The sequence below is a fragment of the Undibacterium sp. GrIS 1.8 genome (genome assembly GCF_040544445.1).
Taxonomy (GTDB): Bacteria; Pseudomonadota; Gammaproteobacteria; order Burkholderiales; family Burkholderiaceae_D; genus Undibacterium.
The window spans coordinates 34,127-56,394 of sequence record NZ_JBEONQ010000005.1 but is presented as its reverse complement, the minus strand read 5'-3'; the positions used below and the strand labels follow the sequence as shown (position 1 = coordinate 56,394).

At 47.1% G+C, this 22,268-nt stretch carries 21 protein-coding genes; 15 read left to right on the top strand and 6 right to left on the bottom strand.

Annotated features, from left to right (window positions below):
- Nucleotides 1-68: 68 nt before the first annotated feature.
- From AAKU64_RS03645 to yfcF, 5 genes are all read left to right on the top strand, one after another.
- Nucleotides 69-680: an FMN-dependent NADH-azoreductase gene (locus tag AAKU64_RS03645; protein ID WP_354329947.1), complete on the top strand. Its 612-nt coding sequence runs from the start codon at nt 69-71 to the stop codon at nt 678-680.
- Nucleotides 681-897: 217 nt separating this feature from the next.
- Nucleotides 898-1,767 carry a pirin family protein gene (locus tag AAKU64_RS03640; RefSeq protein WP_354329948.1) on the top strand — a complete coding sequence of 290 codons (870 nt, stop codon included), beginning with the start codon at nt 898-900 and terminating at the stop codon, nt 1,765-1,767.
- A 96-nt stretch (nt 1,768-1,863) separates the two neighbouring features.
- Nucleotides 1,864-2,271, top strand: a complete 408-nt coding sequence (locus AAKU64_RS03635) for a DoxX family protein (protein ID WP_354361458.1) — start codon at nt 1,864-1,866, stop codon at nt 2,269-2,271.
- Between the two features lie 144 nt (nt 2,272-2,415).
- Nucleotides 2,416-2,847, top strand: a complete 432-nt coding sequence (locus AAKU64_RS03630) for a GNAT family N-acetyltransferase (protein ID WP_354361456.1) — start codon at nt 2,416-2,418, stop codon at nt 2,845-2,847.
- A 132-nt stretch (nt 2,848-2,979) separates the two neighbouring features.
- Nucleotides 2,980-3,615, top strand: coding sequence for a glutathione transferase (yfcF, locus tag AAKU64_RS03625; protein WP_354329952.1), 636 nt, complete (start codon nt 2,980-2,982; stop codon nt 3,613-3,615).
- Nucleotides 3,616-3,698: 83 nt separating this feature from the next.
- Here yfcF and AAKU64_RS03620 read toward each other — a convergent pair whose 3' ends face one another.
- Nucleotides 3,699-4,760, bottom strand: coding sequence for a 3-deoxy-7-phosphoheptulonate synthase (locus AAKU64_RS03620; protein ID WP_354329954.1), 1,062 nt, complete (start codon nt 4,758-4,760; stop codon nt 3,699-3,701).
- Nucleotides 4,761-5,047: 287 nt separating this feature from the next.
- Between AAKU64_RS03620 and AAKU64_RS03615 the strand changes: the two genes are divergently transcribed.
- Entirely contained in the window at nt 5,048-6,178 is a 1,131-nt protein-coding gene (locus AAKU64_RS03615; protein WP_354361455.1) for an acetyltransferase domain-containing protein, read from the top strand.
- Between the two features lie 84 nt (nt 6,179-6,262).
- Here the strand turns inward: AAKU64_RS03615 and AAKU64_RS03610 are convergent, their stop codons facing one another.
- Both AAKU64_RS03610 and AAKU64_RS03605 read right to left on the bottom strand, forming a co-directional pair.
- Complete coding sequence (locus AAKU64_RS03610) at nt 6,263-6,904, bottom strand: YcbK family protein (RefSeq protein ID WP_322120294.1); 642 nt, start codon at nt 6,902-6,904, stop codon at nt 6,263-6,265.
- 357 nt (nt 6,905-7,261) lie between these two features.
- Entirely contained in the window at nt 7,262-8,482 is a 1,221-nt protein-coding gene (locus AAKU64_RS03605; protein WP_354361454.1) for a 6-phosphofructokinase, read from the bottom strand.
- 381 nt (nt 8,483-8,863) lie between these two features.
- Here AAKU64_RS03605 and AAKU64_RS03600 point away from each other — a divergent pair, with 381 nt between their 5' ends.
- From AAKU64_RS03600 to AAKU64_RS03580, 5 genes are all read left to right on the top strand, one after another.
- Nucleotides 8,864-9,739, top strand: coding sequence for a DUF6236 family protein (locus AAKU64_RS03600; protein WP_354329960.1), 876 nt, complete (start codon nt 8,864-8,866; stop codon nt 9,737-9,739).
- Between the two features lie 198 nt (nt 9,740-9,937).
- Nucleotides 9,938-10,690, top strand: coding sequence for a phytanoyl-CoA dioxygenase family protein (locus AAKU64_RS03595; RefSeq protein WP_354329962.1), 753 nt, complete (start codon nt 9,938-9,940; stop codon nt 10,688-10,690).
- A 500-nt stretch (nt 10,691-11,190) separates the two neighbouring features.
- Complete coding sequence (gene fusA / locus AAKU64_RS03590; protein ID WP_354361453.1) at nt 11,191-13,296, top strand: elongation factor G; 2,106 nt, start codon at nt 11,191-11,193, stop codon at nt 13,294-13,296.
- 186 nt (nt 13,297-13,482) lie between these two features.
- Complete coding sequence (locus tag AAKU64_RS03585) at nt 13,483-13,893, top strand: hypothetical protein (RefSeq protein ID WP_354329965.1); 411 nt, start codon at nt 13,483-13,485, stop codon at nt 13,891-13,893.
- A 263-nt stretch (nt 13,894-14,156) separates the two neighbouring features.
- Nucleotides 14,157-16,133: an ATP-binding protein gene (locus AAKU64_RS03580; RefSeq protein ID WP_354329967.1), complete on the top strand. Its 1,977-nt coding sequence runs from the start codon at nt 14,157-14,159 to the stop codon at nt 16,131-16,133.
- A gap of 170 nt (nt 16,134-16,303) precedes the next feature.
- Here the strand turns inward: AAKU64_RS03580 and lysA are convergent, their stop codons facing one another.
- Nucleotides 16,304-17,539 (bottom strand): diaminopimelate decarboxylase, encoded by a 1,236-nt coding sequence (gene lysA, locus AAKU64_RS03575; RefSeq protein ID WP_354361451.1) that lies wholly within the window; start codon nt 17,537-17,539, stop codon nt 16,304-16,306.
- Nucleotides 17,540-17,714: 175 nt separating this feature from the next.
- Here lysA and AAKU64_RS03570 point away from each other — a divergent pair, with 175 nt between their 5' ends.
- Together AAKU64_RS03570 and AAKU64_RS03565 are read left to right on the top strand one after the other, a co-directional pair.
- Complete coding sequence (locus AAKU64_RS03570; protein ID WP_322120284.1) at nt 17,715-18,164, top strand: Lrp/AsnC family transcriptional regulator; 450 nt, start codon at nt 17,715-17,717, stop codon at nt 18,162-18,164.
- An 88-nt stretch (nt 18,165-18,252) separates the two neighbouring features.
- Nucleotides 18,253-18,471: a hypothetical protein gene (locus AAKU64_RS03565; protein WP_354361449.1), complete on the top strand. Its 219-nt coding sequence runs from the start codon at nt 18,253-18,255 to the stop codon at nt 18,469-18,471.
- 46 nt (nt 18,472-18,517) lie between these two features.
- Here the strand turns inward: AAKU64_RS03565 and AAKU64_RS03560 are convergent, their stop codons facing one another.
- Nucleotides 18,518-19,369 carry a substrate-binding periplasmic protein gene (locus tag AAKU64_RS03560; RefSeq protein ID WP_354329971.1) on the bottom strand — a complete coding sequence of 284 codons (852 nt, stop codon included), beginning with the start codon at nt 19,367-19,369 and terminating at the stop codon, nt 18,518-18,520.
- A gap of 15 nt (nt 19,370-19,384) precedes the next feature.
- Between AAKU64_RS03560 and AAKU64_RS03555 the strand changes: the two genes are divergently transcribed.
- Nucleotides 19,385-19,906, top strand: coding sequence for a TlpA family protein disulfide reductase (locus tag AAKU64_RS03555; protein WP_354329973.1), 522 nt, complete (start codon nt 19,385-19,387; stop codon nt 19,904-19,906).
- A gap of 71 nt (nt 19,907-19,977) precedes the next feature.
- On the opposite strand, the gene AAKU64_RS03550 is transcribed toward AAKU64_RS03555, so the two are convergent.
- On the bottom strand, nt 19,978-21,099 hold the full coding sequence (locus tag AAKU64_RS03550; RefSeq protein ID WP_354361493.1) for a beta-ketoacyl-ACP synthase III: 1,122 nt from the start codon (nt 21,097-21,099) through the stop codon (nt 19,978-19,980).
- A 269-nt stretch (nt 21,100-21,368) separates the two neighbouring features.
- Here AAKU64_RS03550 and AAKU64_RS03545 point away from each other — a divergent pair, with 269 nt between their 5' ends.
- A complete protein-coding gene (locus tag AAKU64_RS03545; protein WP_354329975.1) occupies nt 21,369-22,208 on the top strand; it encodes a phytanoyl-CoA dioxygenase family protein in 840 nt (279 codons plus the stop codon).
- Nucleotides 22,209-22,268 lie beyond the last annotated feature (60 nt).

Below are 22,268 nucleotides of genomic sequence, written 5' to 3'. Positions count from 1 at the left end.
GGTCTTCTGCATTGATTTCGGAACAGCTACAGTGCATGCACTACCACTTCACATGAAAAGGTTCCAAAATGAATATCTTGCAAATCAACTCTAGCGTCCGTGCTGATGCCTCCCATTCCAGCAATTTAGCCAATGTCGTCGTACAACGTTTGCGTACGGCCACACCAGATGCACAGTTGACTGTGCGTGATCTGGGTGCGACACCGCATCCGGCTTTGGATGGCGCTGCTTTGGGTGCTTTGTTCACACCCGCTGAAAATCGTTCGCCAGAACAAGCTGCCCGTGTTGCGTTGGATGACGCTTTAATTGCCGAAATTCAGGCCGCCGATACCGTAGTCCTCGCCGTGCCGATGTACAACTTTGGTATCTCAGCGCAATTGAAAAACTGGATCGACGCCATCTCACGTGCGCAAGTCACTTTCCGCTATGGTGCAAATGGCCCAGAAGGATTATTAACTGGCAAAAAAGTCGTCGTCGTCTTAACCCGTGGTGGCTTGTATCGCAACACGCCTAATGATACGCAAACACCGTATTTAAAAACCTTCCTGGGCTTTTTGGGTATGACCGATGTACAGTTTATTTTTGCTGAAGGCTTGGCAATGGGGCCAGATGCAGAGAAAGCCGCGTTCGCTTCTGCGCACGAGCAAATCCAGCAAATTGAATTGGCCCTTGCAGCATAATAATGCTTGACTGATATCGGGCATTGCTTAAATCACCGCTTTTAAGTCAGCTTTAAAAGTCCGGCTAAAAAGATGGGGAGAAGGTAGATTTTTATATACTCCCCATTATTTTTAGTAAAAATACCTTATTGTCCAGAGAATATATGGACAATTAAAAGATACTGATAATGAGTATATTTTTTAATTTGATATTGTTTTCATCAACATGGAGTCCATCATGACATCTGCAATTACTTCCGACACTGTTCTTCAGCCACGCACGGTGGAGCAAGTCATCGTTGGGTTGGCGACGTCGGATGGCGATGGCGTCAAGCTGACTCGCGTGTTAACGCAAAACTTGCAGTACCGGCTTGATCCGTTTTTGATGCTGGATGCGTTTGGTACCGATGATCCGCAAGACTATATCGGCGGCTTTCCCGATCATCCGCACCGTGGTTTTGAGACCGTCACTTACATGCTCTCCGGCCGTATGCGCCATCATGACAGCGCTGGTAATGAGGGTTTGCTGGAAGACGGCGGCGTACAGTGGATGACTGCTGGCCGTGGCGTGATTCATTCGGAATTACCTGAGCAAAAAGAAGGGCGCATGGAGGGTTTTCAGCTCTGGCTCAATCTGGCTGCTAAGGACAAAATGATGACGCCCTGGTACAAAGATTTCCAACATGCGGATATTCCAGAATTTACAATCGATGATGCCACGGTGCGCGTGATTGCAGGCGCCAGTCATGGCGTAACAGGTGCCATGCAACGTGCGGTGACCGAGCCCTTATATCTGGATATCAATCTGGAAGACGGCGCTGAGTTTGCCCAGGCGATGGCGGACAGCATGAATACATTTATCTACGTTTATCGTGGTGAATTACAGATAGGCGAGAAAACCGTAGCGCAGCAACGTATGGCAATTTTGCGTAACGACAGCAACAGCGACGGTGTACGGATTCGCGCTAAGGGTCCAACTCGTGCATTGCTCATCGCCGGTCAGCCATTGCGTGAAACGATAGTGCAATACGGTCCTTTTGTGATGAATAGTCAGGCAGAAGTATTCCAGGCGATTAATGATTTTCGGGCAGGAACTTTGACGGCGTAATTTGCTGTCAATTTTGAGTAATTGCAGGTTTAGTTTTTTAAAGCACCAGTGTCTTATCCAATAATGTATTGATCTCTATTTAGAAAGTATAAAAATATGAACGCACTGAATAAGTTTGGCCCTTTAGTTGGCCGCATCTTAATCGCATTGATTTTTGTCGCTTCTGGCGCAGGTAAAATTGCCGGTTTTGACGGTACCGTCGGCTACATCGCCAGCAAAGGTTTGCCTTTGCCACAGTTGGCCGCTATCGCCGCTATTATTGTAGAACTCGGCGGCGGTTTAGCAGTCATCCTAGGTTGGAAAGCGCGTTGGGCTGCCGCCGCGATGCTGATTTTTACTGACTCCGCTGCGGTGATTTTCCATAACTTTTGGGGTGTGCCAGCCGATCAGGCACAAAATCAGATGATCCACTTCATGAAAAATATTTCTATGATGGGCGGCCTGTTATTTGTCATCATCCACGGCAGCGGCGCATTGAGTCTGGATGGTAGCGGTAAAAAATAAGACGATCAACATAGGTAGTACGATATAGAAAATCCCTTGAATAGCATTTGCTGATCAAGGGATTTTTGCTTTATTAGACAGAACAGCTTATTGTTTCATTCTGTTTAATTATCAGTCTAACTTATTAGACTCAATACTATGTCCATGAGCTACAGAATAGCCACCATCGAAGATATCCCCGTCATCATGGAAATCCGCTTTGCCGTAAAAGAAAATGTCTTGACCAATCCCGATGCCGTTACACCAGCGATGTGTATAGATTATCTGGATAAACTGGGGCATGGTTGGGTCGCCGAAATGGATCAGCAGGTAGTCGGATTTTCTTATGCAGCGTCCGAAGATAACTCGATCTGGGCGCTATTTGTTTTGCCCCAATTTGAAGGCCACGGTATCGGTAAAAACTTACTCACGCTCGCTACCGACTGGCTATTTCAGCGGGGCGCAAACCAGATTAAATTAGGCACGCAACCCGATACGCGGGCAGACCGGTTTTATGCTTTGCAAGGCTGGGTGCGTGGCGAGATGAAGAGTAAAACCGAGGTTGCATATGTATTAACCAGAGATAAGGCAAATTAAAGGAAACTTTTCTTTATTGATCTCATCTGACAAATATCAGCAACGAATAGCGCCCGTACAATCACCCACCTAAGCTAAATAATTTTTCAATCATTTCTCAATCACTTCCACAAAATAAAGGAGCCTGTTTTGATGCAAGAACACTTCACTCTCTATGTCGATTCTCGAATGACCAGTCCATATGCGCTGTCTAGTTTTGTGACATTGACAGAAAAAGCGATTCCTTTTGAAATGAAAAAAGTGAATTTAAGCGCACGAGAAAATCACCATGCTGACTTTGCCAGTTTGTCGCTTTCTAGCCGCGTACCAACCTTGGGACACGAGGGTTTTTATTTGTCAGAATCTTCAGCGATTTGTGAATATCTGGAAGACTTATTTCCAGCTCCCGCGCATGCGCGTGTTTATCCGGAGGACTTGCAACAGAGAGCCAGAGCCAGACAAATTCAAGCCTGGCTACGTAGTGATTTTATGCCGATACGTGAAGAGCGATCAACGGAGGGAATATTTTTTAAGCCCATCACCACGCCTCTGTCAGATGCGGCTCAGGCCTCTGCCAATAAGCTAATTACCGCCGTCAATGATTTGATCAAGGACGGAGCAATCAACTTGTTTGATGCTTGGTGTATTGCGGATACCGATCTCGCTTTAATGATCAATCGCTTGGCCTTGAATGGCGATCCGGTTCCTGAAAAATTACTGGCATATGCACAGCATCAGTGGCAACGTCCGTCGGTGCAGCTATGGGTGCAACAAGAACGGCCAGTGTGAGATGAGTTGATTTTTTCTTGGGTTGATTAAGTGTTGAAGTTAAGTCAGCCCAAGAAGATTAAGCGCAAAAAAAATTAGCAAAATTAGCGTTTAATCGTCCGCAACTTAGTCGCTGCATCGCGCAGCATAGCCTCGGTGGTCGCCCAATCTACGCATCCGTCGGTCACCGAGCAACCATATTTTAGCTGCGACAAATCATCTGGAATCGACTGATTGCCAGCGACGATATTGGATTCAATCATTAAGCCAACTAATGCCTTAGATCCATTGACGACCTGATTAATCACATCGGCCATGACTAAAGGTTGTAGCTCAGGCTTCTTGTAGCTGTTTGCGTGAGAACAATCGACAACCACGTTGGCGGGCAACTTTGCTTTGATCAAGGCTTGCTCTGCCATCGCTACTGACACCGTATCGTAATTGGGGCGACCATCTCCACCACGCAATACAACATGGCCGTGCTGGTTGCCACTGGTGCGTACAATAGCGACGCGACCTTGACCATTTAAACCAAGAAAAGAATGCGGATGCGATGCCGACAAAATCGCATTAATCGCAATACTGATGTCGCCATCCGTACCATTTTTAAAACCAACTGGTGTCGATAAGCCGGATGACATTTCGCGATGAGTTTGCGATTCTGTTGTGCGGGCGCCGATTGCGGTCCAGGCGATTAAGTCACCCAGATATTGTGGCGAGATCGGATCAAGTGCTTCGGTCCCGGTTGGCAGTCCTAACTCACAAACATCCAGCAAAAACTGGCGGGCTTTTTCCATGCCCTGATCAACGTGGAAAGAATCATCCATATCAGGATCGTTGATATAGCCTTTCCAGCCAGTCGTAGTGCGTGGCTTTTCAAAATACACGCGCATCACCAATAGTAAGGTGTCCTTCACTTCTTCTTGCAACGCTTTTAATCTACGGGCGTAATCCAGACCTGCTACCGGATCATGGATAGAGCAGGGGCCGACCACTACAAACAGACGCGGGTCTTTGCGTTCTAAAATATTCCGTAAATCTTCACGGCCTTGGTTGACAACGGCAGCAGCGGCCTCGGATAACGGCAAGCGTGCATGTAAATCTTCTGGCGTTGGCATGCTGTCGAAGGAGGTGACATTAATATTTTCTAAGTTTGGGCTGGTCATGATGTGTGAATCTAAAGAGAGGCTAAAAACGATGTGACATTATGGCGCAAAGCGGGTCAACTGGTGATGGATGATGACCGCGAAGCTGCACAGCATTTATTTTTGTGATTATTTCCTCACCTGTGTTCTGATGAAGATATTTTTTATAAAGACGTTTTCTTGCACTTGACCATCAGGATATTGTCCTCTAACCTATTGATTACAAGCAAGTTTAGTTCTATTCCTTCGGCATGCATTCACGCTGTTTATTGTGAAGTACAGGCTGCAATATCTCTGAGGACAGCGTGATGAAAACTTCAAATCGCCTACTTGCTATCGATGTTCTGCGTGGTCTGGTCATCGTCCTGATGGCGCTGGATCATGTACGCGATTTTTTTGCACCTACGCCTTTTAATCCTCTTGATTTAACGCTCACCAGCCCAGGCTGGTTTTGGACGCGCTGGATTACACACTTATGCGCACCGACGTTTGTGTTGTTAGCTGGTATCTCAGCGTTTCTACGTAGTCAGCATCAAGACAAGTGGAATATGGCGCGCTATCTACTCAGCCGCGGCGCTTTGCTGATTTTTCTGGAGCTGACCTGGATTAATTTTAGCTGGCAATTTTCACTCGATAGTTTGTTCCTGCAAGTGATTTGGGCTCTTGGCGTGGCGATGATGGTGATGGCAGCATTACAGTGTTTACCTCGACCAGTCATCTTACTGGTTGCAGCTGCCTTATTATTGCCGCATAATTTGCTGGACAGCTTGCATAGCCCGGACGCGACTGCCATGTTCAAATTATGGCATCAGGGCGGTTGGATACCGTTAGGTGATCAATTTGGTATTTTTGTTTTATATCCGCTGATGCCCTGGGTAGGTTTAATGGCGGTAGGATATTGTTTGGGGCCGCTGCTGTTGCAGCCACCTGCGCGGCGTCAGCAAACTTTGTTGCTGATATCGGCATTGTTGATGTTGAGTTTTATCGCTTTGCGCAGCGGTAACTGGTACGGCGATCCAGATCCTTGGTCGCCACAGGCTGGTGGCTGGCTGATGAGTCTGATGTCGTTTGTCGATATTCATAAGTATCCGCCATCGCTGCTGTATTTATGCGTAACCCTCAGTATTAGCCTGGCTTTGCTGGCGTTGATGGACAAATATGTGAAGCAAGAAGTACCCTTGCTGAGCTTATTTGGCAGCCATCCCTTATTTTTTTATTGCGTTCATGTGATGTTGATTCATGTATTGGGTGCGATCATGATGCAACTGTTATTTGATCAGCAGATCAATTTTGATGATAGGCGACTGGGTGTGCCCTCGACATATCACCCGTCGCTAGTCCGGTGTTATCTGGCCTGGGTTTTCATCATGACTTTGATGTATGGGATTACGCACCGCTGGGTCGCTTATCTAAAAGAATCCGGGCGCATACCTTATTAAGATCACTGGCAGTGGACGGCTGCTTTTGGGGCGAGGTTTACGCTCACAAAAACTGTAGTTATCAACCTTTATATTTACTTCCCATCAACCTTTCCAGGTTCTTTGCAAACCAGTATCGGTATGTATCCAGCCGCCCCGTGCGCTGGGACGATAATAGAAACCGACACCGCCTTGGCGGAAGCTGCGTATTAATTCTCCCAATACTTCTTCATGCAATTGCGCGATGCGGATATCGGCAGCCTTGCCTTCCAGATGCAGCGATTTTCTGGCAGCCGGAATCCCTTCTTCGATCAGACGCTTATTCGATTCTGGTGTGCGGTAACCAGATAAAATCTCTAGCGGTTTGGTCATGCCAAAACGGGCGATAAAGGCTTGGGTTGCCCACAGGGTTTCCAATAATTTAGGATCGATAGGCGCGGTTTTTTTACCATTCACGTCACGCAGCAGATGACACAATTGCTCGTAGGCAGACTCTTTGACTTCACCATCTTTCCAGTACAAAATTTTGGTCCGCTCACCGCTGGCAGGCCGGATTAAATCCAGTGTTCGTGGTTGCACCCAAAAATCAATATCCAGCGCTTGCGAGTCGAATAAATCTGGCGGTGGCGCAAGCTCATGCGGTTTGTCCTGATCGCTGGCAAGGCTAATGAGTGGCCGCGTACCCACGACCAAACCAGCGGCAGTGAGCATCAAGGTTTTTTTGAGTAAATTGCGACGTGCTTGCATAAGTTTGATTTGTGTCTAAAAATAATTACTGATGTAGCGGGACTGCAAAACGCCATGCTTTAACGTAGAACATTGCGTCGTAGAGTTGTATCAGTCAAAAAGTACGACTTTAAAGTGCGGTCTTAAGGTACTGTTTTAAAGTGCATGGATAGCAGTATGTTTCAATATACTCCCCATCATTTTATTAAAAACTGCCCAATCGTCCAGTAATTCTCTGGACAATTAAATATACTCATAGTGAGTATTAATATAGGTCAAAACCCACCGACATGCAATCTTATCTACGCTGACTTAAAAAAAGATACCCAAGTTTGACCGATAGCGCTATCCCTTTGCTATACAGCTTTTTCGCGCAGCTTACTTTTTAACTCCTAATATCTTCTCCACCGGACTAAAACGCAGGCGGAACGCATCTGGCATACCTGACCCCAACAATGGTCGCAAATAACGCCGGAAAGCCTCGGTCACATCCGTACCGCTCTCCGCAATCAACTCGTCTTCCATCACCCGCGTTTTACCAGCCACCGCATCCAGCGGCAATAACTCGTAATCCACCGAATAATCGCCTTGACGTTTGATGGCGACAGAACCATCACGCTGCCCCCACATGGCAAATTGCACGGCTTTCTCGCCGACCTCACGCGCTTCACGCTGATCAACATCCGACACGCAACCAATAAATGAGCGTTGCAAATAACCAAAGGTATCGCCACGTACACGTTTGATGCCGAGTTTGGATTTGATCTCATCACATAGCAAATCTGCTAAGGCGCCAGTGCCAGACAACTGCACATTGCCGTGCGCATCACGTTCCACCTCGGTGGCGAGCAGGCTGGCAATCGCAGCACCGCTAGCATCATGAATCCCCTCCGATACTGCGATCACACAGCGACCATATTGGGTATAAACCGCTTTGACATCCGCCAGAAATTTATCTAAGGAAAACACCCGCTCTGGCAAATAAATCAGATGCGGCCCATCGTCCGGGAATTTTTTCGCCATCGCCGCAGCCGCCGTCAAAAATCCCGCATGCCGCCCCATGACAACACCGACATACACGCCAGGTAATGACGCATTATCTAAATTAGCACCCGCAAATGCCTGTGCCACAAAGCGCGCCGCAGAAGGGAAACCCGGCGTATGGTCATTGCCGACCAGATCGTTATCGATGGTTTTAGGGATATGAATACAGCGCAAAGGGTAGCCCGCTTTTTGCGCTTCCAGACTCACAATGCGCACCGTGTCGGAAGAGTCGTTACCACCGATATAAAAAAAGTGCTCAATCTCATGTGCCTGCAAGACTTTAAAAATCGCTGCGCAGTAAGCGGCATCCGGTTTGTCGCGGGTAGAACCCAAGGCCGACGATGGCGTGGCAGCAACCAGTTCCAGATTCTGGCTAGTCTCTTGCGTCAGATCGACCAGGTCCTCATCGACAATCCCACGTACTCCATGCCGCGCACCATAGATACGAGTAATCTGCGAAAAGCGCCGCGCCTCTTGCACAACACCCACCAAAGACTGATTAATCACCGCAGTCGGACCACCACCCTGCGCCACTAAAATTTTGCCTGATGCCATGAGATACCTCTTTGTAGGTTGCTGTTTTTATTGCAAATACGCTGGCTCATCTTGCCACTGGGGCTGGGTGGGGGCAAGGGGTTTTGTGATTGGTGGAAATGTTCTTTCTATGATAAATCTAATATTTATTGTAAGACGGTCATTACAAAATAATCAGCGTCCAACGTTTAACTGAAAACTATTATGAGTTGCCATAATGTTATATTCAGGCTGCTGAGTACTTAGAAACTTAGAGTTTTCTTAAATTTTTATCGACTAATGTTTAAGTAATAATTGGTATGGCAGACACTTATCAGACATTGATTACATGACGACTTTTTTCTGACTATTACATTGAACCCAATATAGGAGTGGATGATGGGCGAGGCGAAGCAACGGAAAATGAGTGAATCGAATTTCGGACGGGTTCCTAAAAAGGCAACTCATCGTGGTTTAGTTGTGAGTCCTCCAATTGAAATCGATGGTAGTCGTATGTTTGTTAAATCTTCAAATTTAGATCCGCAAGAACTTCGTTTCGCTCTATTATTTTGGGACCGACTCGTCTGGCCCTCATCTAGGGGCATATATTTTGCGAGTAACGCAGATGAGATTTTTCTTGAAACTGTTGGAATTCTGAGTCGACCGGACTACACCATAAACGGAGATCAAGCACAGGCGATCGCTAAAGGACAGATATTGGCTTATCAAGATCTTGAGCGTGCAGAGCCGGGAGTCTGGGCGCTAGCAAAAGGTGAAAACTCCCTTTTGTTAAAAGATGGTATCGCTGAAGAAGGAAAAGGTGCATTACTAGAACTACATCGTGCAATCCCTATACCGAGGCAAGACGTGCCATTGGCAGAAATCCTCGAATTCAAGCAACGGCGACGAGACGAGTTGAATTTATTGAGATATCAGTTGGAATCATTCGTATCTAAAATTGAGGAGTCAGTCGATAAACCAACGGAGCTAAATAAAAGCATTTCCGAATTAGATCAAGCATGTGCAAATTTATTAGCTGTTGGTAGGGAGTGGCAGTATCCTGTGTACCTATCAAACATAAAGGCATCATTTAGTCTAAGTCCTCAAAAATTTCTTCCGGCATTAGCAGGTGGCTGGAAGTTTGGAGAGCAGTATGGACTTGTAACTGCGGCGGCAGTGGCTGGCTTCGCGGGTATCGCGAGTACTCTCGAAATAAAAGCTGACTATGGACTTCGATCGATAAAGAGATCTGCTAATCCGTATCGATATGCTTATCTAATACATCAAGAACTCAATTAGGTTTTTATAAGAGGTCGCTTTTGTTTTGAACTCGATCACAGATGGTTGATTTGATTCGGTGTGAACTATTTAATTAACTTTATCTAGATGTTATTTTTTCAATCTGTTTCGTAAAGTTTCCGCACTACTGTATCTATTATCAACCCTATCCTTCATGTAACAATAGCTGATCTGATTTTCATTTGGCTTGGTACGATCATGCTCTCTCAAGAACAACTTCAGCAATTTCAACAAAACGGTTATCTGGTGTTGCCGGCGCAAGTCGATGGCAATGTTTGTGAAGAGATGATCGCGTTTGCTCAGCAACAATTGGCGTCGCATATTGCGCCGATTGAGTATGAGGCGGATACGCGTTACCCAGGCGCGCCAGTGTCGCGTGATGCTGAGGGTGGATTGACTGCGCGGCGGGTGTTGCAGGTGATCGGTCGCAGTTCTTTGGTGGCTGATTGGGTAACAGCTGATCAACTGGTGCAGCCTTTGCGGCAGATTTTGGGCGAGGGCTTGCGTCTGGTGCAGTCGCATCACAATTGCATCATGACTAAACAGCCGCGGTTTTCTAGTGTGACAGGATGGCATAGAGACAGCCGCTACTGGCATTTTCAGCGTGCTGAACTGGTGTCCGCCTGGCTGGCTTTACGCGATGAGACGGTAGAGAATGGTTGCCTGTTAGTGATACCCGGCTCGCATCGCTTGGCGATCGCTGCTTCGCAATTAGATGCGGCCTTATTTTTGCGTGCTGATTTACCCGAGAACCAAAGTTTGTTAGCGCAAGCGAAGACGGTGCCTTTGCGGCAGGGGGATGTGTTGCTGTTCCATAGCAATCTGTTCCATGCAGCAGGCTGTAATCAAACGACACAGACTAAATTCTCTCTGGTGACGACCTATCGTTCTGCGGATAATCCTCCGGTAGCCGGTACTCGTTCCACGTATCTGGATGAGATTGCGCTTTAAGTAGTTATTAATATTTTTTATCAAGTCACCATTTATGTAGAAGTAGAGTCGCTAATTTTGTCAGGTGAATAAAATTGTTCGCAATTTAATGTTGCGCAAATAATAAACAGCATATTGCGTAATTCGACCTTGACTCTCAAATAATCCCTGCTATCCTGTGTTGATGAACTCAATGGACATTCTCTTTTTTACCTCTGATGTTTCGAAACTTTTTTATAAGGTTTCGGATTGCCAAAGTGCGCCCTCAATGACATCTTAAGATTATTCTTAATGAAAAAATTAAAGGCCCACCAGGGTCTTTTTTGTTTTTAGGCGCTTAGTTTTATCACTTATTTTGTACTCATTTTTTACCTCAGTTTGATTAATCGGGAGCTATATATCATGAAGTTAGCAGACGAAGAACGCGCGCGGGACCACTGAACAACGGGTGGTCGCATGGCTCCCGCGGCGCTTGTCCCACAAGACATTCCACGACCGCTCGCTATGTTGAAAGTACCATCATGACTACCACTCCACTTCGCTCAACAATGAGCAATGCTGTAAAAACTTCTACACATCAGTTCGCCCGCAACTTCGGCATCATCGCCCATATTGATGCAGGTAAAACCACGCTCTCAGAACGCATTCTTCTCAAGACGGGTGAAATCCATCGCACGGGTGAAGTGCATGATGGCAATGCCACGATGGATCATTTGGATCTGGAAAAAGAACGTGGCATTACGATCGGTGCCGCGGCAACGCAATGTGTCTGGGACGGCCATACTTTTACCCTGATCGATACGCCAGGTCATATCGACTTTGCGATTGAAGTTGAGCGCTCTTTGCGGGTGTTGGATGGTGCGATCACTGTGTTAAGCGGCGTCGCAGGTATCCAGCCACAAACAGAAACAGTCTGGCGTCAGGCAGAAAAACATGCTGTGCCGATGATCATCTTCGTCAATAAAATGGATCAGCTTGGCGCTGACTTTGATCGTGTGATGGAACAAGTGCGAACACGCTTGCATGCGCGTCCAGTAGCGCTGATGATCCCGGTCGGTACCGGTGATACTTTTTCTGCGGCGATTGATGTATTGCACCAACGCGTATTGACATGGGATACCGCTGGCATGATGACTGCAAGTGATTTGTCGCCTGAGCTGGCTACGCAAGCAATAGATGCTTATGCAAATGTGGCTGCGATTGCGGCAGAAGCCAACGATGATCTGACAGAGGCATATTTGACAAATGACACGCTCACGCTTGCCGAGATTAAACAAGGTTTGCGCCATATGACTTTGTCACGTCGCGCTGTTCCGGTGCTGGCTGGTTCTGCTTATAAAAATGCAGGGATAGAGCCATTGCTAGATGCGGTGATTAACTGGTTGCCGTCGCCGGATGATGTTGCCGCACCGACTGCGATGTTAAATGATGTCGCTGTACCAGTTGCGACAGGGGCGACAGATCCACTCGCTGCGCTGATCTTTAAAGTGGTGCATGACGAGCATGGTTCTTTGTCCTTTGTACGACTTTATGGCGGTACTTTGCATGAGGGCGATACGGTCTGGAATGCCAGTTTGCAGGCGCCGGTCAGGGTAGGGCGTTTGTATATTGTGCATGCCGATCGTCGCACTGGTGTTAGCCAGGCGGAGGCGGGCAGTATTATTACTATCGCTGGTTTAAAAGATGTGCTGACAGGCCAGACTTTGTCGTCGAAAGCAGTGCCGCTGGTGTTAGAAACCATCGATGCCGGTGAACCTGTTGTGGCTCTTGCGATAGAACCGGGTAATAGCAGCGATAGAGCAAAAATGATCGCTACGCTGGATCGCTTCCGTCGTGAAGATCCGTCTTTACGTCTGGAAGGCAATCCAGAAACCGGCGAGACTATTTTATGGGGTATGGGTGAGCTGCATCTGGATGTCGTGCTTGAAAGAGTGCGGCGCGAGGCTGGTGTAGAAGTCAAAGTCGGTGCGCCACATGTGGCCTACAAAGAGACGATTGCAGGCCCGACGGTCGAGGTTGAGGGCAAAGTGTCTAAGCAAACTGGTGGCAAAGGGCAATATGCACGTGTTGTGATGAGGGTGGCGTTGTTTGACGGTGAGTTTGCATTTGAGAATGCTATCAAGGGCGGCGTAGTTCCTAATGTATATTTCTCTGCGGTAGAAAAAGGCATACGGCAGGCACTGGCGCAAGGTCCGCTTGGGCATCGCGTCACGGGCATCAAAGTCACTTTGCTGGACGGTGATTATCATGCGATAGATAGTAGTGAAATGGCGTTTATGGTGGCGGCGAAAGAAGCCGTTTTATCCGGGCTGAAACTTGCTAATCCAGTCCTGCTAGAACCCGTCATGACAGTCACCGTTGATGCCCCAGCGGCCAATGCCGGTGATGTGATCGGTGATCTGCAACGTCGTAATGGCCGGGTGCTGGGGATAGAAGAACATACAGGCCGGGTAGAAGTCGTGGCTGATGTCCCGCTCAAGAAATTGTTCGGGCATACGACCGATCTGCGATCCCTGTCGCAAGGCCGTGCTTTTGCCAGCGCTGTGTATGCCAGACATGCGGCAATTGCTCATCAAGCGCATGGTCAACCTCAAACCCATGATGAGTGGGACGCAGTTGTTGCATAGGAAGTGTTAAGGAAGGTAGAGGCGCTTGCTTTTACCTTCCTGTTATATTGGAAGGCCGTTAAAAGCAGTAAGCTGCAATATCGAATTACACTGAATTACATGCAATTTCAGGATATCGCCGCATAGCTTGGTAAAATGCCGCTCCGCATCATCATCTAGTGTTATTTGTTTTTGTAAAAATCATTCATGTCTCGTTCTGTCATTAAGTATTTTGTCCCCACGATTTTGGCTGTTGCCTGCGCTGTTTTTTTCTTGTCAGCATGTTCTTCTACGGCATCAACTTCTACTCCAACAGCGTTGGCAAAAACCATAGGTGATGGCCCTTACCAGTTAAGCGTCACGTTTGAATCTACCGATGACGCTGTCTTTGCTTGTGCTGCTGAGCTGGTTGATAAAGAGCAGGTTGTCGCTACGATGACGTCCACTTTAACTACCAACGCGCCCGGCGTCATCAGGGCACTGGCGTTTACCCAGACCATTGATCATGCTAGTGAACACACCGATGCTTTTATCGAGGCTTTTAAAAAATGTCAGGGTAATCTTGCGCTCGGCGGGAATAGTTTTAGCTGGTCATTAAGCCACAGCTTATCGAAGTAGTGATTGCTTAAAATAAAACGTCAAAAACAGATGTCCAATCAGAATGCGGCCTCCAGCATGAAAATGCTTGGGAAGGCGCAGAATGTATGGACAAAGGATTTTGTTTTTTATCTATCAACTAATTGAATTTTTTTGCAAAAAATTGTCTCTTAGGCGTTGAATGTAGTTCAGAACAGCCTGCATGTGAAGCATACAAACGGCACTCAGAGTATGCTCTAAGCTCCGGCCACAAATAGATTTGTGGCATTCATCCAGGAGCTTGCATGCTAGAAGCACCAATCCCGAGTAACGATGCAGATCGCTTGCAAGAGCTGCGGGATTTATGTGTATTAGATACGCCAAAAGAGTATCGTTTTGATCGACTTACCTTGTTGGCGCAACGCCTGTTTAGGGTAGAAATGGCGATGATTAATCTGGTAGATCAAGACCGCGTGTGGATCAAATCTACCGTTGGGCTAGAGGTACAAGAAGCGCCTCGCAACACTTCGTTCTGCGGCCATACTATTCTGAATGCTCAGCCGCTGGTTGTGCGAGATACTTTGACCGACCCTCGGTTTAGCGACAATCCTGCCGTTACCGGCGAACCCTATATTCGTTTTTATGCAGGCCAGCCTTTGCGTAGTCCGAACGGTTTTCGGATTGGCAGTCTATGTCTGGTACATAGCCAGCCACGGGAATTTGACAGCGCCGATGAAGAAAGCTTACGCACGCTGGCACAGTTGGTCGAAGTAGAATTACAAGCCAATGTGTTAGTCAAAAAACTGGCGCTTGCTGAAGATAGCGCAGCCCGCCTCAACACCATCGCCCGTCAGTTTGAACAATTATCCTTAGTGGCTCGTTACACCGACAGTGGCGTCATTATTAATAATGCGCGAGGCGAGGCTGAGTGGGTCAACACGACTTTTACCAAAATGTCGGGCTACAGCTCGCAGGAGATGATGGGCCAAAAGCCTAACCGTATTTTGCATGGGCCTGGCACAGACCCCGCCACCGTGGATTACATCATGACTTGCCTGGCGCAAGCGGTCGAATGCAAGACGGAGATTTTGCATTACAACAAGCAAGGGAAGGCGTATTGGATCAGTCTGAATATGCAACCCGTGTTTGATCAGGCCAACCAGCTAAGTCACTTTATTGCGATCCAAACCGACATCACCGAGCGTCGTGAAAATGAACAAAAAATTCGTAGCAGCGAAGCCTTGCTGCAATCTGCGGCGCGTCTGGCAGGGGTGGGTGCCTGGGGCGTTAATCTGCTTACATCAGAAGTGACCTGGTCTGATCAGACGTGTTTGATTCATGACACAGAGCCGGGATTCCAGCCGACACTAGAACAAGCGATTAATTTCTATTTACCCCATGTTCGCCCCATCGTCCAAGAGGCAATCCAAAAAGCGATTGATAGCGGGAATGGTTTTGAAATTGAATTCCCGCTTACCACAGCAAAAAACCGCGCGATCTGGTGTCGCTCTGTCGGCGAAGTAGTGTATGAAAATCAGCAAGCGGTACGCATGATAGGGACTTTTCAGGATGTGACGGAGAGTCGCATGATGGATACGATTAAAACTGAATTCATTTCTATGGTGAGTCATGAATTACGCACACCGCTGACGTCGATACGCGGGTCTTTAAGTTTGCTGGAATCTGGCGTCATGGGCGCATTGCCAGAAAAGGCAGAGCAGCTCATCAAAGTGGCGCACCGCAATAGCAAACGCTTGCTGGCCTTGGTCAACGATATTCTGGATATGAACAAATTGTCGGCGGGCGCTTTGATCCTGAATCTGCAAAGGCACGACTTGATATTGCTCGCGCAGCATTCGATAGAAGCCAATCAGGCCTATGCCGATGAGTTCCAGGTGAGTATTGATTTTAATAGCGACTTACCGGCCGCAATGGTCGATGCCGACGCCGGACGCCTGCTGCAAGTATTTGCCAATTTAATTTCTAATGCGATCAAATTCTCTTCTGCGCAGATGGCGATCAAGATCATGATTGATCTGCATGAGGGTGCTTACCGGGTGCAAGTGATTGATCAAGGCTGCGGTATTCCAGAATTATTCAAACCAAAGATTTTTGGTCAGTTTGCGCAGGCCGATAGCAGCAGCACCCGCAACCAGGGCGGTACAGGTTTGGGTTTGCATATCAGCAAAACCTTGATAGAAAAAATGGACGGCAGGATAGGTTTTGACAGTGCCGAGGGCGAGGGCACGAGATTTTGGTTTTGCTTGCCGATGTTGGCTTAGTGATGAATTGAAACTGGTGTTTAGTAAGTAGAAGTTCCCCAAAATTAAAGGTCCAATGATAATGCGGCTTCTGGCATGAAAAGCGTCCAGAAGCCGCATTATGATTGGACGATCTAAATTGAATTTAATTTAATCCAATTTAATTTAATAAATGGTTTTCAGAAAAGCGATCAAATTTGTTCTAGCGCAATCAGATCCTGCACTGTCTGGCGACGACGAATCTGCTTGATCTGGTCGCCATCGACTAACACTTCGGGTATCAGCGGGCGGCTATTGTAGTTGGATGACATGCTCGCACCATAAGCGCCGGTGTCATGGAACACCAGCAAATCGCCAATCTCACATAAAGGCAAGTCTTGGGTTGTGACGACGCCGCCATCTTCTTGCGTAAATACATCGCCGGATTCACATAGTGGGCCAGCAACGACGGTGGCTTTTAAGTCCATTGTGCGTGGCGTGCCATCCGCAGCGTGGGCGCTGATGCGGTGGTAGCTGCCATACATCGCGGGACGTGCCAGATCGTTAAAGCCTGCATCAACTAAGGCGAAGAAGTTATTGCCGACTTGTTTTTGCGCACGCAGTTCAGAGATCAGGATGCCTGATTGAGCGACCAAAAAACGACCAGGTTCAATTTCCATGCTGATGCCGTGACCCAGATGCGCCTCAATTTGCTCGCGCGCTTTCGCCCAGATTTGGAAATAATGATCGGTATCCACCACCGCTTCACCATCACGGTAAGGAATGGATAAACCACCGCCAATGGAGATGGCCGACATATCGCAAGCACAAGTTTTAACCTGAGAAATCATCGCATCGCAGACGCTTTGCAGATGATCGTAATCCACGCCTGAGCCAATGTGCATATGCAAGCCAACCAGCGTTAGTTTGTAGTGCGCGATCAGTGCCAGACTCTCTGCCAGATGCTCATACCAGATACCGTGTTTGCTTTGTTCGCCACCGGTATTGGTTTTGCGGCTGTGTCCATGTCCAAAGCCGGGGTTAATTCGCAACCAGACCGCATGACCGGGATGGGCTTGGCCTAACTGTTCCAGCATTTGAGGTGAGCCGCAATTGACCGGGATGTTCAGCTCTATCACACGCTTTAAGGCATGCTTGTCCAGTAAATCAGCGGTGAAAACGATGGGGGCGTGCTTTGCTTGCGCATCTGGAACATAGCCAGCGGCCAGCGCCCGCTCTACTTCTCCTAGCGAGACTGCATCGACCATGACGCCTTCTTCTCGCATCAGGCTCAGCAGATGAATATTGCTTGAGGCTTTTTGCGCAAAACGGATGACATCAAACTGGCGCAAACGGGCAATTTGCTGGCGAATAATGTTGGCGTCATAAGCCCAGCAAGGAGTCTGGAATTGTTGCGCAATGCGGGCGATCTGCTGATGAGAAATCATAGTATTTTCTTTAAAAGATTAGTTAAATTTGATTTACACTGTAACAAGTAAGCACACTCTTTTAAAGAGCATTCCATCAGCAAAATAGGACGATTGCAATGGATTGGCTTGAATATCATGGCAGACACCTATCAAACCTGTGGCAAGCGCTGACGATCATAAGTTAACCAAAATCATGACCCAAAAAATTGACAACTTTGACCAAAAAATTCTACAGCTCTTGCAGCAGGACGCTCGCATGACGCATGCAGAAATTGGTCGTCAAATCCATCTGAGCCAACCTGCTGTGTCCGAGCGCATTAAGCGGCTGGAGAGCGCCCAGGTGATCCGTGGATACCGCGCTGATATCAATCCTAAAGCACTTGGCTACCAGATCACGGCGATGATACGTTTATCGACTCAGCAAGGTCGCCCCTATGCACAATACGTTGCCGACTGCCCGGAGATTATTGATTGCTATACCGTAACGGGTGAGGATGGGGCTGTGATGCGGGTGCTGGCAACCGATGTCGAACATCTGCAACGCATCATCAATGCACTGAATGCATTTGGCTCGACCTCGACCGCGATTGTGCTGACCACCCATGTGTCGGGCAAGACGATTTCTGCGCCATTAGATTTGTAATACCGCCAGAAAATCCCTTCTGGCGTTCATTTGTAACTGTGGTGTAACTGAGGTGGAACTGAGATTTCACTGATCAAGGAAAGAAAAAATGAATGCAATCAAATTCGTCGCTATCGCTTTAATCCTGGCTGGCGTGCTGGGTTTAATTTATGGCGGCTTTAGCTATACCAAAGACAGCACAGCTTTAAAAGTAGGGCCAATTGAATTATCCGTAAAAGAAAAAGAAACCGTCAACGTACCAGTCTGGGCTGGCATTAGTGCGATTGTTGTTGGTGGTTTACTTTTGGTTTTTGGTGCTAAGAAGTAGTCGCTTGCTGCGCTATTAAAAGAGTCTTAGAAGACTAGCGTACAGATTATTCCAGTGCGCTAGTTTTTTTTGCTTTTTGGATCACCGTATTAATGCGGTTGATGATGCCATTATCCTGGCTCGCTAAAATGGCGAAATGGATGTGATCGGTACTCAGTGGCTTGCCTAATACAGCAAACTTCACACCCGATGGCAAGGCGGACTCTAGTGACAGTTTTGGGATTAAGTTGTTGATGATGCTTTCGATTTTGGTCGGGTTATCGCTACGATGTCCTACCAAAATAACATCGGTTCGCTTGTTGATTAATTTTTGTAATCGCGAAGTAATTGAGTAGGTGTCTTCGTCTACAGTGAACGCACTGTTTTTTTGTGCATCAAATTCATCTCCATAACTAGAGCCTCGGATTATTCCAATTTTTTTACCTTTTAAATCTTGTATAGATTGGTATGGAAAAACGCTGTTGCTTAAAGTGATCATCCATACATAGCTTGTATATACAGGGTCAGAAAAGTGTAATGTCCGCAGGCGCTCTTTGGTCTTGGATAATCCAAAGGCTAAGCCCTCGCCTTGATTGAGATTTTTGAGTAAGCGGTTCCATGGATAGTGTCGTATTTCAAAGTTAACATCGAGTTCTTTTTCGACGTAATCCATCGTTTTGCGAAAAGTATCATTGACGGGAATTTGTGGATTTTGATCAGGGCTCGCTTCCGCCAGCAGCAAGACGACGCTACTCTTTTCTGACCATGCAAAGCTGGGTATCAGTAATGTGAGCAAACCACTGATTAGTTTTCGTCTACGTTGTTGCAATGTTATTTCAGTCAGCATATTAATTTTGCAAGAGATAGTCAGCCACCATAATACGGCATCGGTCGTATAATGGGATTCTGTTGTGTACATCTCTGGTGGTTTCTTATGTTGGCGCCTTCTTCCCCGATCAAGTTCAGAATTTTTTCCGTTATTGCTGGCGCAGCTTTAATTACGCTGTGCGTCTTGTTTTATCAATCACTGTCAAATAAGGCAATTGTGCCGGACGTCACTTTTGTAAATCTGAAAGGTGAAAAAATTAGTGCGCAGAGTTTGCGCGGCAAAGTCGTCATGGTCAATTTTTGGGCGACTTCCTGCACTACTTGTGTCGCTGAGATGCCACATATGATAGAAACTTATAATAAATATCATACGCAAGGCTTGGAATTTGTTGCTGTTGCGATGAGCTACGATCCGCCGAATTATGTACTCAATTACACTGAAACCCGGCAGTTACCTTTTAACGTAGCTCTAGATATTGACGGCGCCTTAGCAAAAGCATTTGGTGAAGTTAAATTAACCCCAACGACCTATGTCATCGACAAGCAAGGTAATATTCTTAAGCGTTATGTCGGAGAACCGTCCTTTACAGAGCTGCATGCCTTGTTAGAAAAAGCCTTGGCAGTTTAAAAAGGTGACAACCCTTAAAACAAAAAAGCTGCGTTTATATCGCAGCTTTTTTGTTTTAGGGATGCTTACGATCAGAGCTTTTTAACGACTACGCAACCGATCGAATAACCTGCACCAAACGAACAAATCACACCGACTGCGCCGCTCGCTAAATCATCCTGATACTTGTGGAAAGCGATGATGGAGCCTGCCGATGACGTATTCGCATAGGTATCCAAAATTGTTGGCGATTCTTCCGCCGTTGCGTCGCGTCCAAGTATCATACGAGCGATCAGCAGATTCATATTTAGATTAGCCTGGTGTAACCAGAAGCGTTGTACTTCAGGGATTTGTATCCCTGCTTCTTGTACTGTTGCCGTAATGGTTGCAGCTGCCATCGGACAAACTTCTTTAAATACTTTGCGACCTTGCTGACGGAAAAGCTTATCGGGTTTGCCAATGCCGGATTCATCTGCACGGTTTAAGAAGCCGAAGTTGTTACGGATATTATTGGAGAACTGGGTTTTTAATTTGAGACCAATGATTTCAAACTGATCGGCAGACGTTGCCAGATCTGCGCGCTCTACCAAAATCGCAGTGCATGCATCACCAAAAATGAAATGACTATCGCGGTCACGCCAGTTTAAATGGCCACTCGTAATTTCTGGGTTGACCACCAGCACTGAGCGCGCCTGGCCGCTTTGTATGGCACTGACCGCAGCCTGAATACCAAAGGTGGCAGATGAGCAGGCAACATTCATATCAAAACCGTAGCCATCGATGCCCAAGGCACTTTGTACTTCTACTGCAATAGCTGGGTAGGCGCGTTGCAAATTGCTGCAAGCGACAATGACCGCATCCACATCGGCGGCGGTACGACCTGCGCGTTCTAATGCTTGTGTGGCGGCAATCACGGCCATTTCGCACATGATGGAGGGTTCTTCGTCACTGCGTTCTGGTATGCGCGGCGTCATACGATTGATGTCGAGCACGCCTTCTTTTTCCATGACAAAGCGTGCTTTAATGCCGGAGGCTTTTTCGATAAAGCCGACGCTGGATTCTTCTAATGCAGTTACTTCACCGCTGGCAATTGCCGTCGCATTTTGTGCATTAAATTGATTAACATAGGCATTGAAACTAGCGATTAATTCTTCATTGCTGATAGATTGGGATGGAGTAAACAGACCAGTGCCGCTGATGACGACTTTATTCATTGGGACTTCATTCATCTCGATATCTTTCTTATAATAGTGTCGAAGCTGATGCACGACAAAGCGGCACAATTTTACACAAAATTGCCTGGTTTTAAGGAATTAGCCACGATAACTGATAAAACTAGAGCGCTTGTTCCAACCTTGGTGAGATCCGGTTCTTTAAATAGCTAACATTCTGCCAAGCGTATAATTTTGTATCATACAGCTAGTAACATCTGATTTGACTTGCAGAGAATTCATCGTTTGCCACACATAGAGGGAAAAGTATCATGTTGAGCGTCGCCCAAAAAGAGCAATTTATTCAGGATGGTTATTTGATCGTGCCGGACTTTAAATCTGCTGCCGAGATCGCTGCATTGCGCGAACGCGCGGGTTTGATTGTGGAGCAGTTTGACACTGCTGAGAGCAAGTCTATCTTTACTACCCAAGAGCAAGAGAAATCGACAGACGACTATTTTTTAGGTTCGGCCGATAAGGTGCGCTGTTTTTTTGAGGAAGAGGCATTTGGTCCGGACGGCGAACTGAAGCAGGATAAATCTTTATCGATCAACAAAATCGGCCACGCCTTGCATGATATTGATCCGGTTTTTATTGCTTTTTCACGTGATGCCAAGTTGGCGCAAGTGGCGCAGGATTTAGGTCTGGTGGAGCCGCAAATTTGGCAATCCATGTATATCTTTAAACAGCCAGGCATTGGTGGCGAAGTACGCTGGCATCAAGATGCTACTTACTTTGATACGACGCCAATCAGTGTGACTACGTTCTGGTTTGCGCTGGAGGATGCGTCTTTAGAAAACGGTTGTTTGTGGGCAGAACCGGGTGGACACAGAACTCCCTTGCGCGAACGTTTTATCCGTGAGGGCGATCACGTCATCGTAGAGAAATTAGACGCGATGCCTTGGCCGGATGATAGTACAGCGGTGCCTTTAGAAGTCAAAGCGGGTAGCCTGGTTTGCTTCCATGGTTTGTTGCCACATTACAGCGCACCGAATCGCTCTGCGGTATCTCGCCATGCTTATACATTGCATGTTACCGATGGCCGCACTGTGTACTCTCCGAAGAACTGGATACAACGCGGTGCTAATTTACCAGTAAGAGGTTTTCAATAAAAAACGCTAGCTTGTAAATTCCAAACTGGCGCGATTATTTTGTGTGACGTCGTAGCGTAT

Coding starts and splice junctions, on each gene's coding strand:
- AAKU64_RS03645 (WP_354329947.1), top strand. CDS start 69: ATGAATATCTTGCAAATCAACTCTAGCGTCCGTGCTGATGCCTCCCAT.
- AAKU64_RS03640 (WP_354329948.1), top strand. CDS start 898: ATGACATCTGCAATTACTTCCGACACTGTTCTTCAGCCACGCACGGTG.
- AAKU64_RS03635 (WP_354361458.1), top strand. CDS start 1,864: ATGAACGCACTGAATAAGTTTGGCCCTTTAGTTGGCCGCATCTTAATC.
- AAKU64_RS03630 (WP_354361456.1), top strand. CDS start 2,416: ATGAGCTACAGAATAGCCACCATCGAAGATATCCCCGTCATCATGGAA.
- yfcF (WP_354329952.1), top strand. CDS start 2,980: ATGCAAGAACACTTCACTCTCTATGTCGATTCTCGAATGACCAGTCCA.
- AAKU64_RS03620 (WP_354329954.1), bottom strand. CDS start 4,760: ATGACCAGCCCAAACTTAGAAAATATTAATGTCACCTCCTTCGACAGC.
- AAKU64_RS03615 (WP_354361455.1), top strand. CDS start 5,048: ATGAAAACTTCAAATCGCCTACTTGCTATCGATGTTCTGCGTGGTCTG.
- AAKU64_RS03610 (WP_322120294.1), bottom strand. CDS start 6,904: ATGCAAGCACGTCGCAATTTACTCAAAAAAACCTTGATGCTCACTGCC.
- AAKU64_RS03605 (WP_354361454.1), bottom strand. CDS start 8,482: ATGGCATCAGGCAAAATTTTAGTGGCGCAGGGTGGTGGTCCGACTGCG.
- AAKU64_RS03600 (WP_354329960.1), top strand. CDS start 8,864: ATGAGTGAATCGAATTTCGGACGGGTTCCTAAAAAGGCAACTCATCGT.
- AAKU64_RS03595 (WP_354329962.1), top strand. CDS start 9,938: ATGCTCTCTCAAGAACAACTTCAGCAATTTCAACAAAACGGTTATCTG.
- fusA (WP_354361453.1), top strand. CDS start 11,191: ATGACTACCACTCCACTTCGCTCAACAATGAGCAATGCTGTAAAAACT.
- AAKU64_RS03585 (WP_354329965.1), top strand. CDS start 13,483: ATGTCTCGTTCTGTCATTAAGTATTTTGTCCCCACGATTTTGGCTGTT.
- AAKU64_RS03580 (WP_354329967.1), top strand. CDS start 14,157: ATGCTAGAAGCACCAATCCCGAGTAACGATGCAGATCGCTTGCAAGAG.
- lysA (WP_354361451.1), bottom strand. CDS start 17,539: ATGATTTCTCATCAGCAGATCGCCCGCATTGCGCAACAATTCCAGACT.
- AAKU64_RS03570 (WP_322120284.1), top strand. CDS start 17,715: ATGACCCAAAAAATTGACAACTTTGACCAAAAAATTCTACAGCTCTTG.
- AAKU64_RS03565 (WP_354361449.1), top strand. CDS start 18,253: ATGAATGCAATCAAATTCGTCGCTATCGCTTTAATCCTGGCTGGCGTG.
- AAKU64_RS03560 (WP_354329971.1), bottom strand. CDS start 19,369: ATGTACACAACAGAATCCCATTATACGACCGATGCCGTATTATGGTGG.
- AAKU64_RS03555 (WP_354329973.1), top strand. CDS start 19,385: ATGTTGGCGCCTTCTTCCCCGATCAAGTTCAGAATTTTTTCCGTTATT.
- AAKU64_RS03550 (WP_354361493.1), bottom strand. CDS start 21,099: ATGAATAAAGTCGTCATCAGCGGCACTGGTCTGTTTACTCCATCCCAA.
- AAKU64_RS03545 (WP_354329975.1), top strand. CDS start 21,369: ATGTTGAGCGTCGCCCAAAAAGAGCAATTTATTCAGGATGGTTATTTG.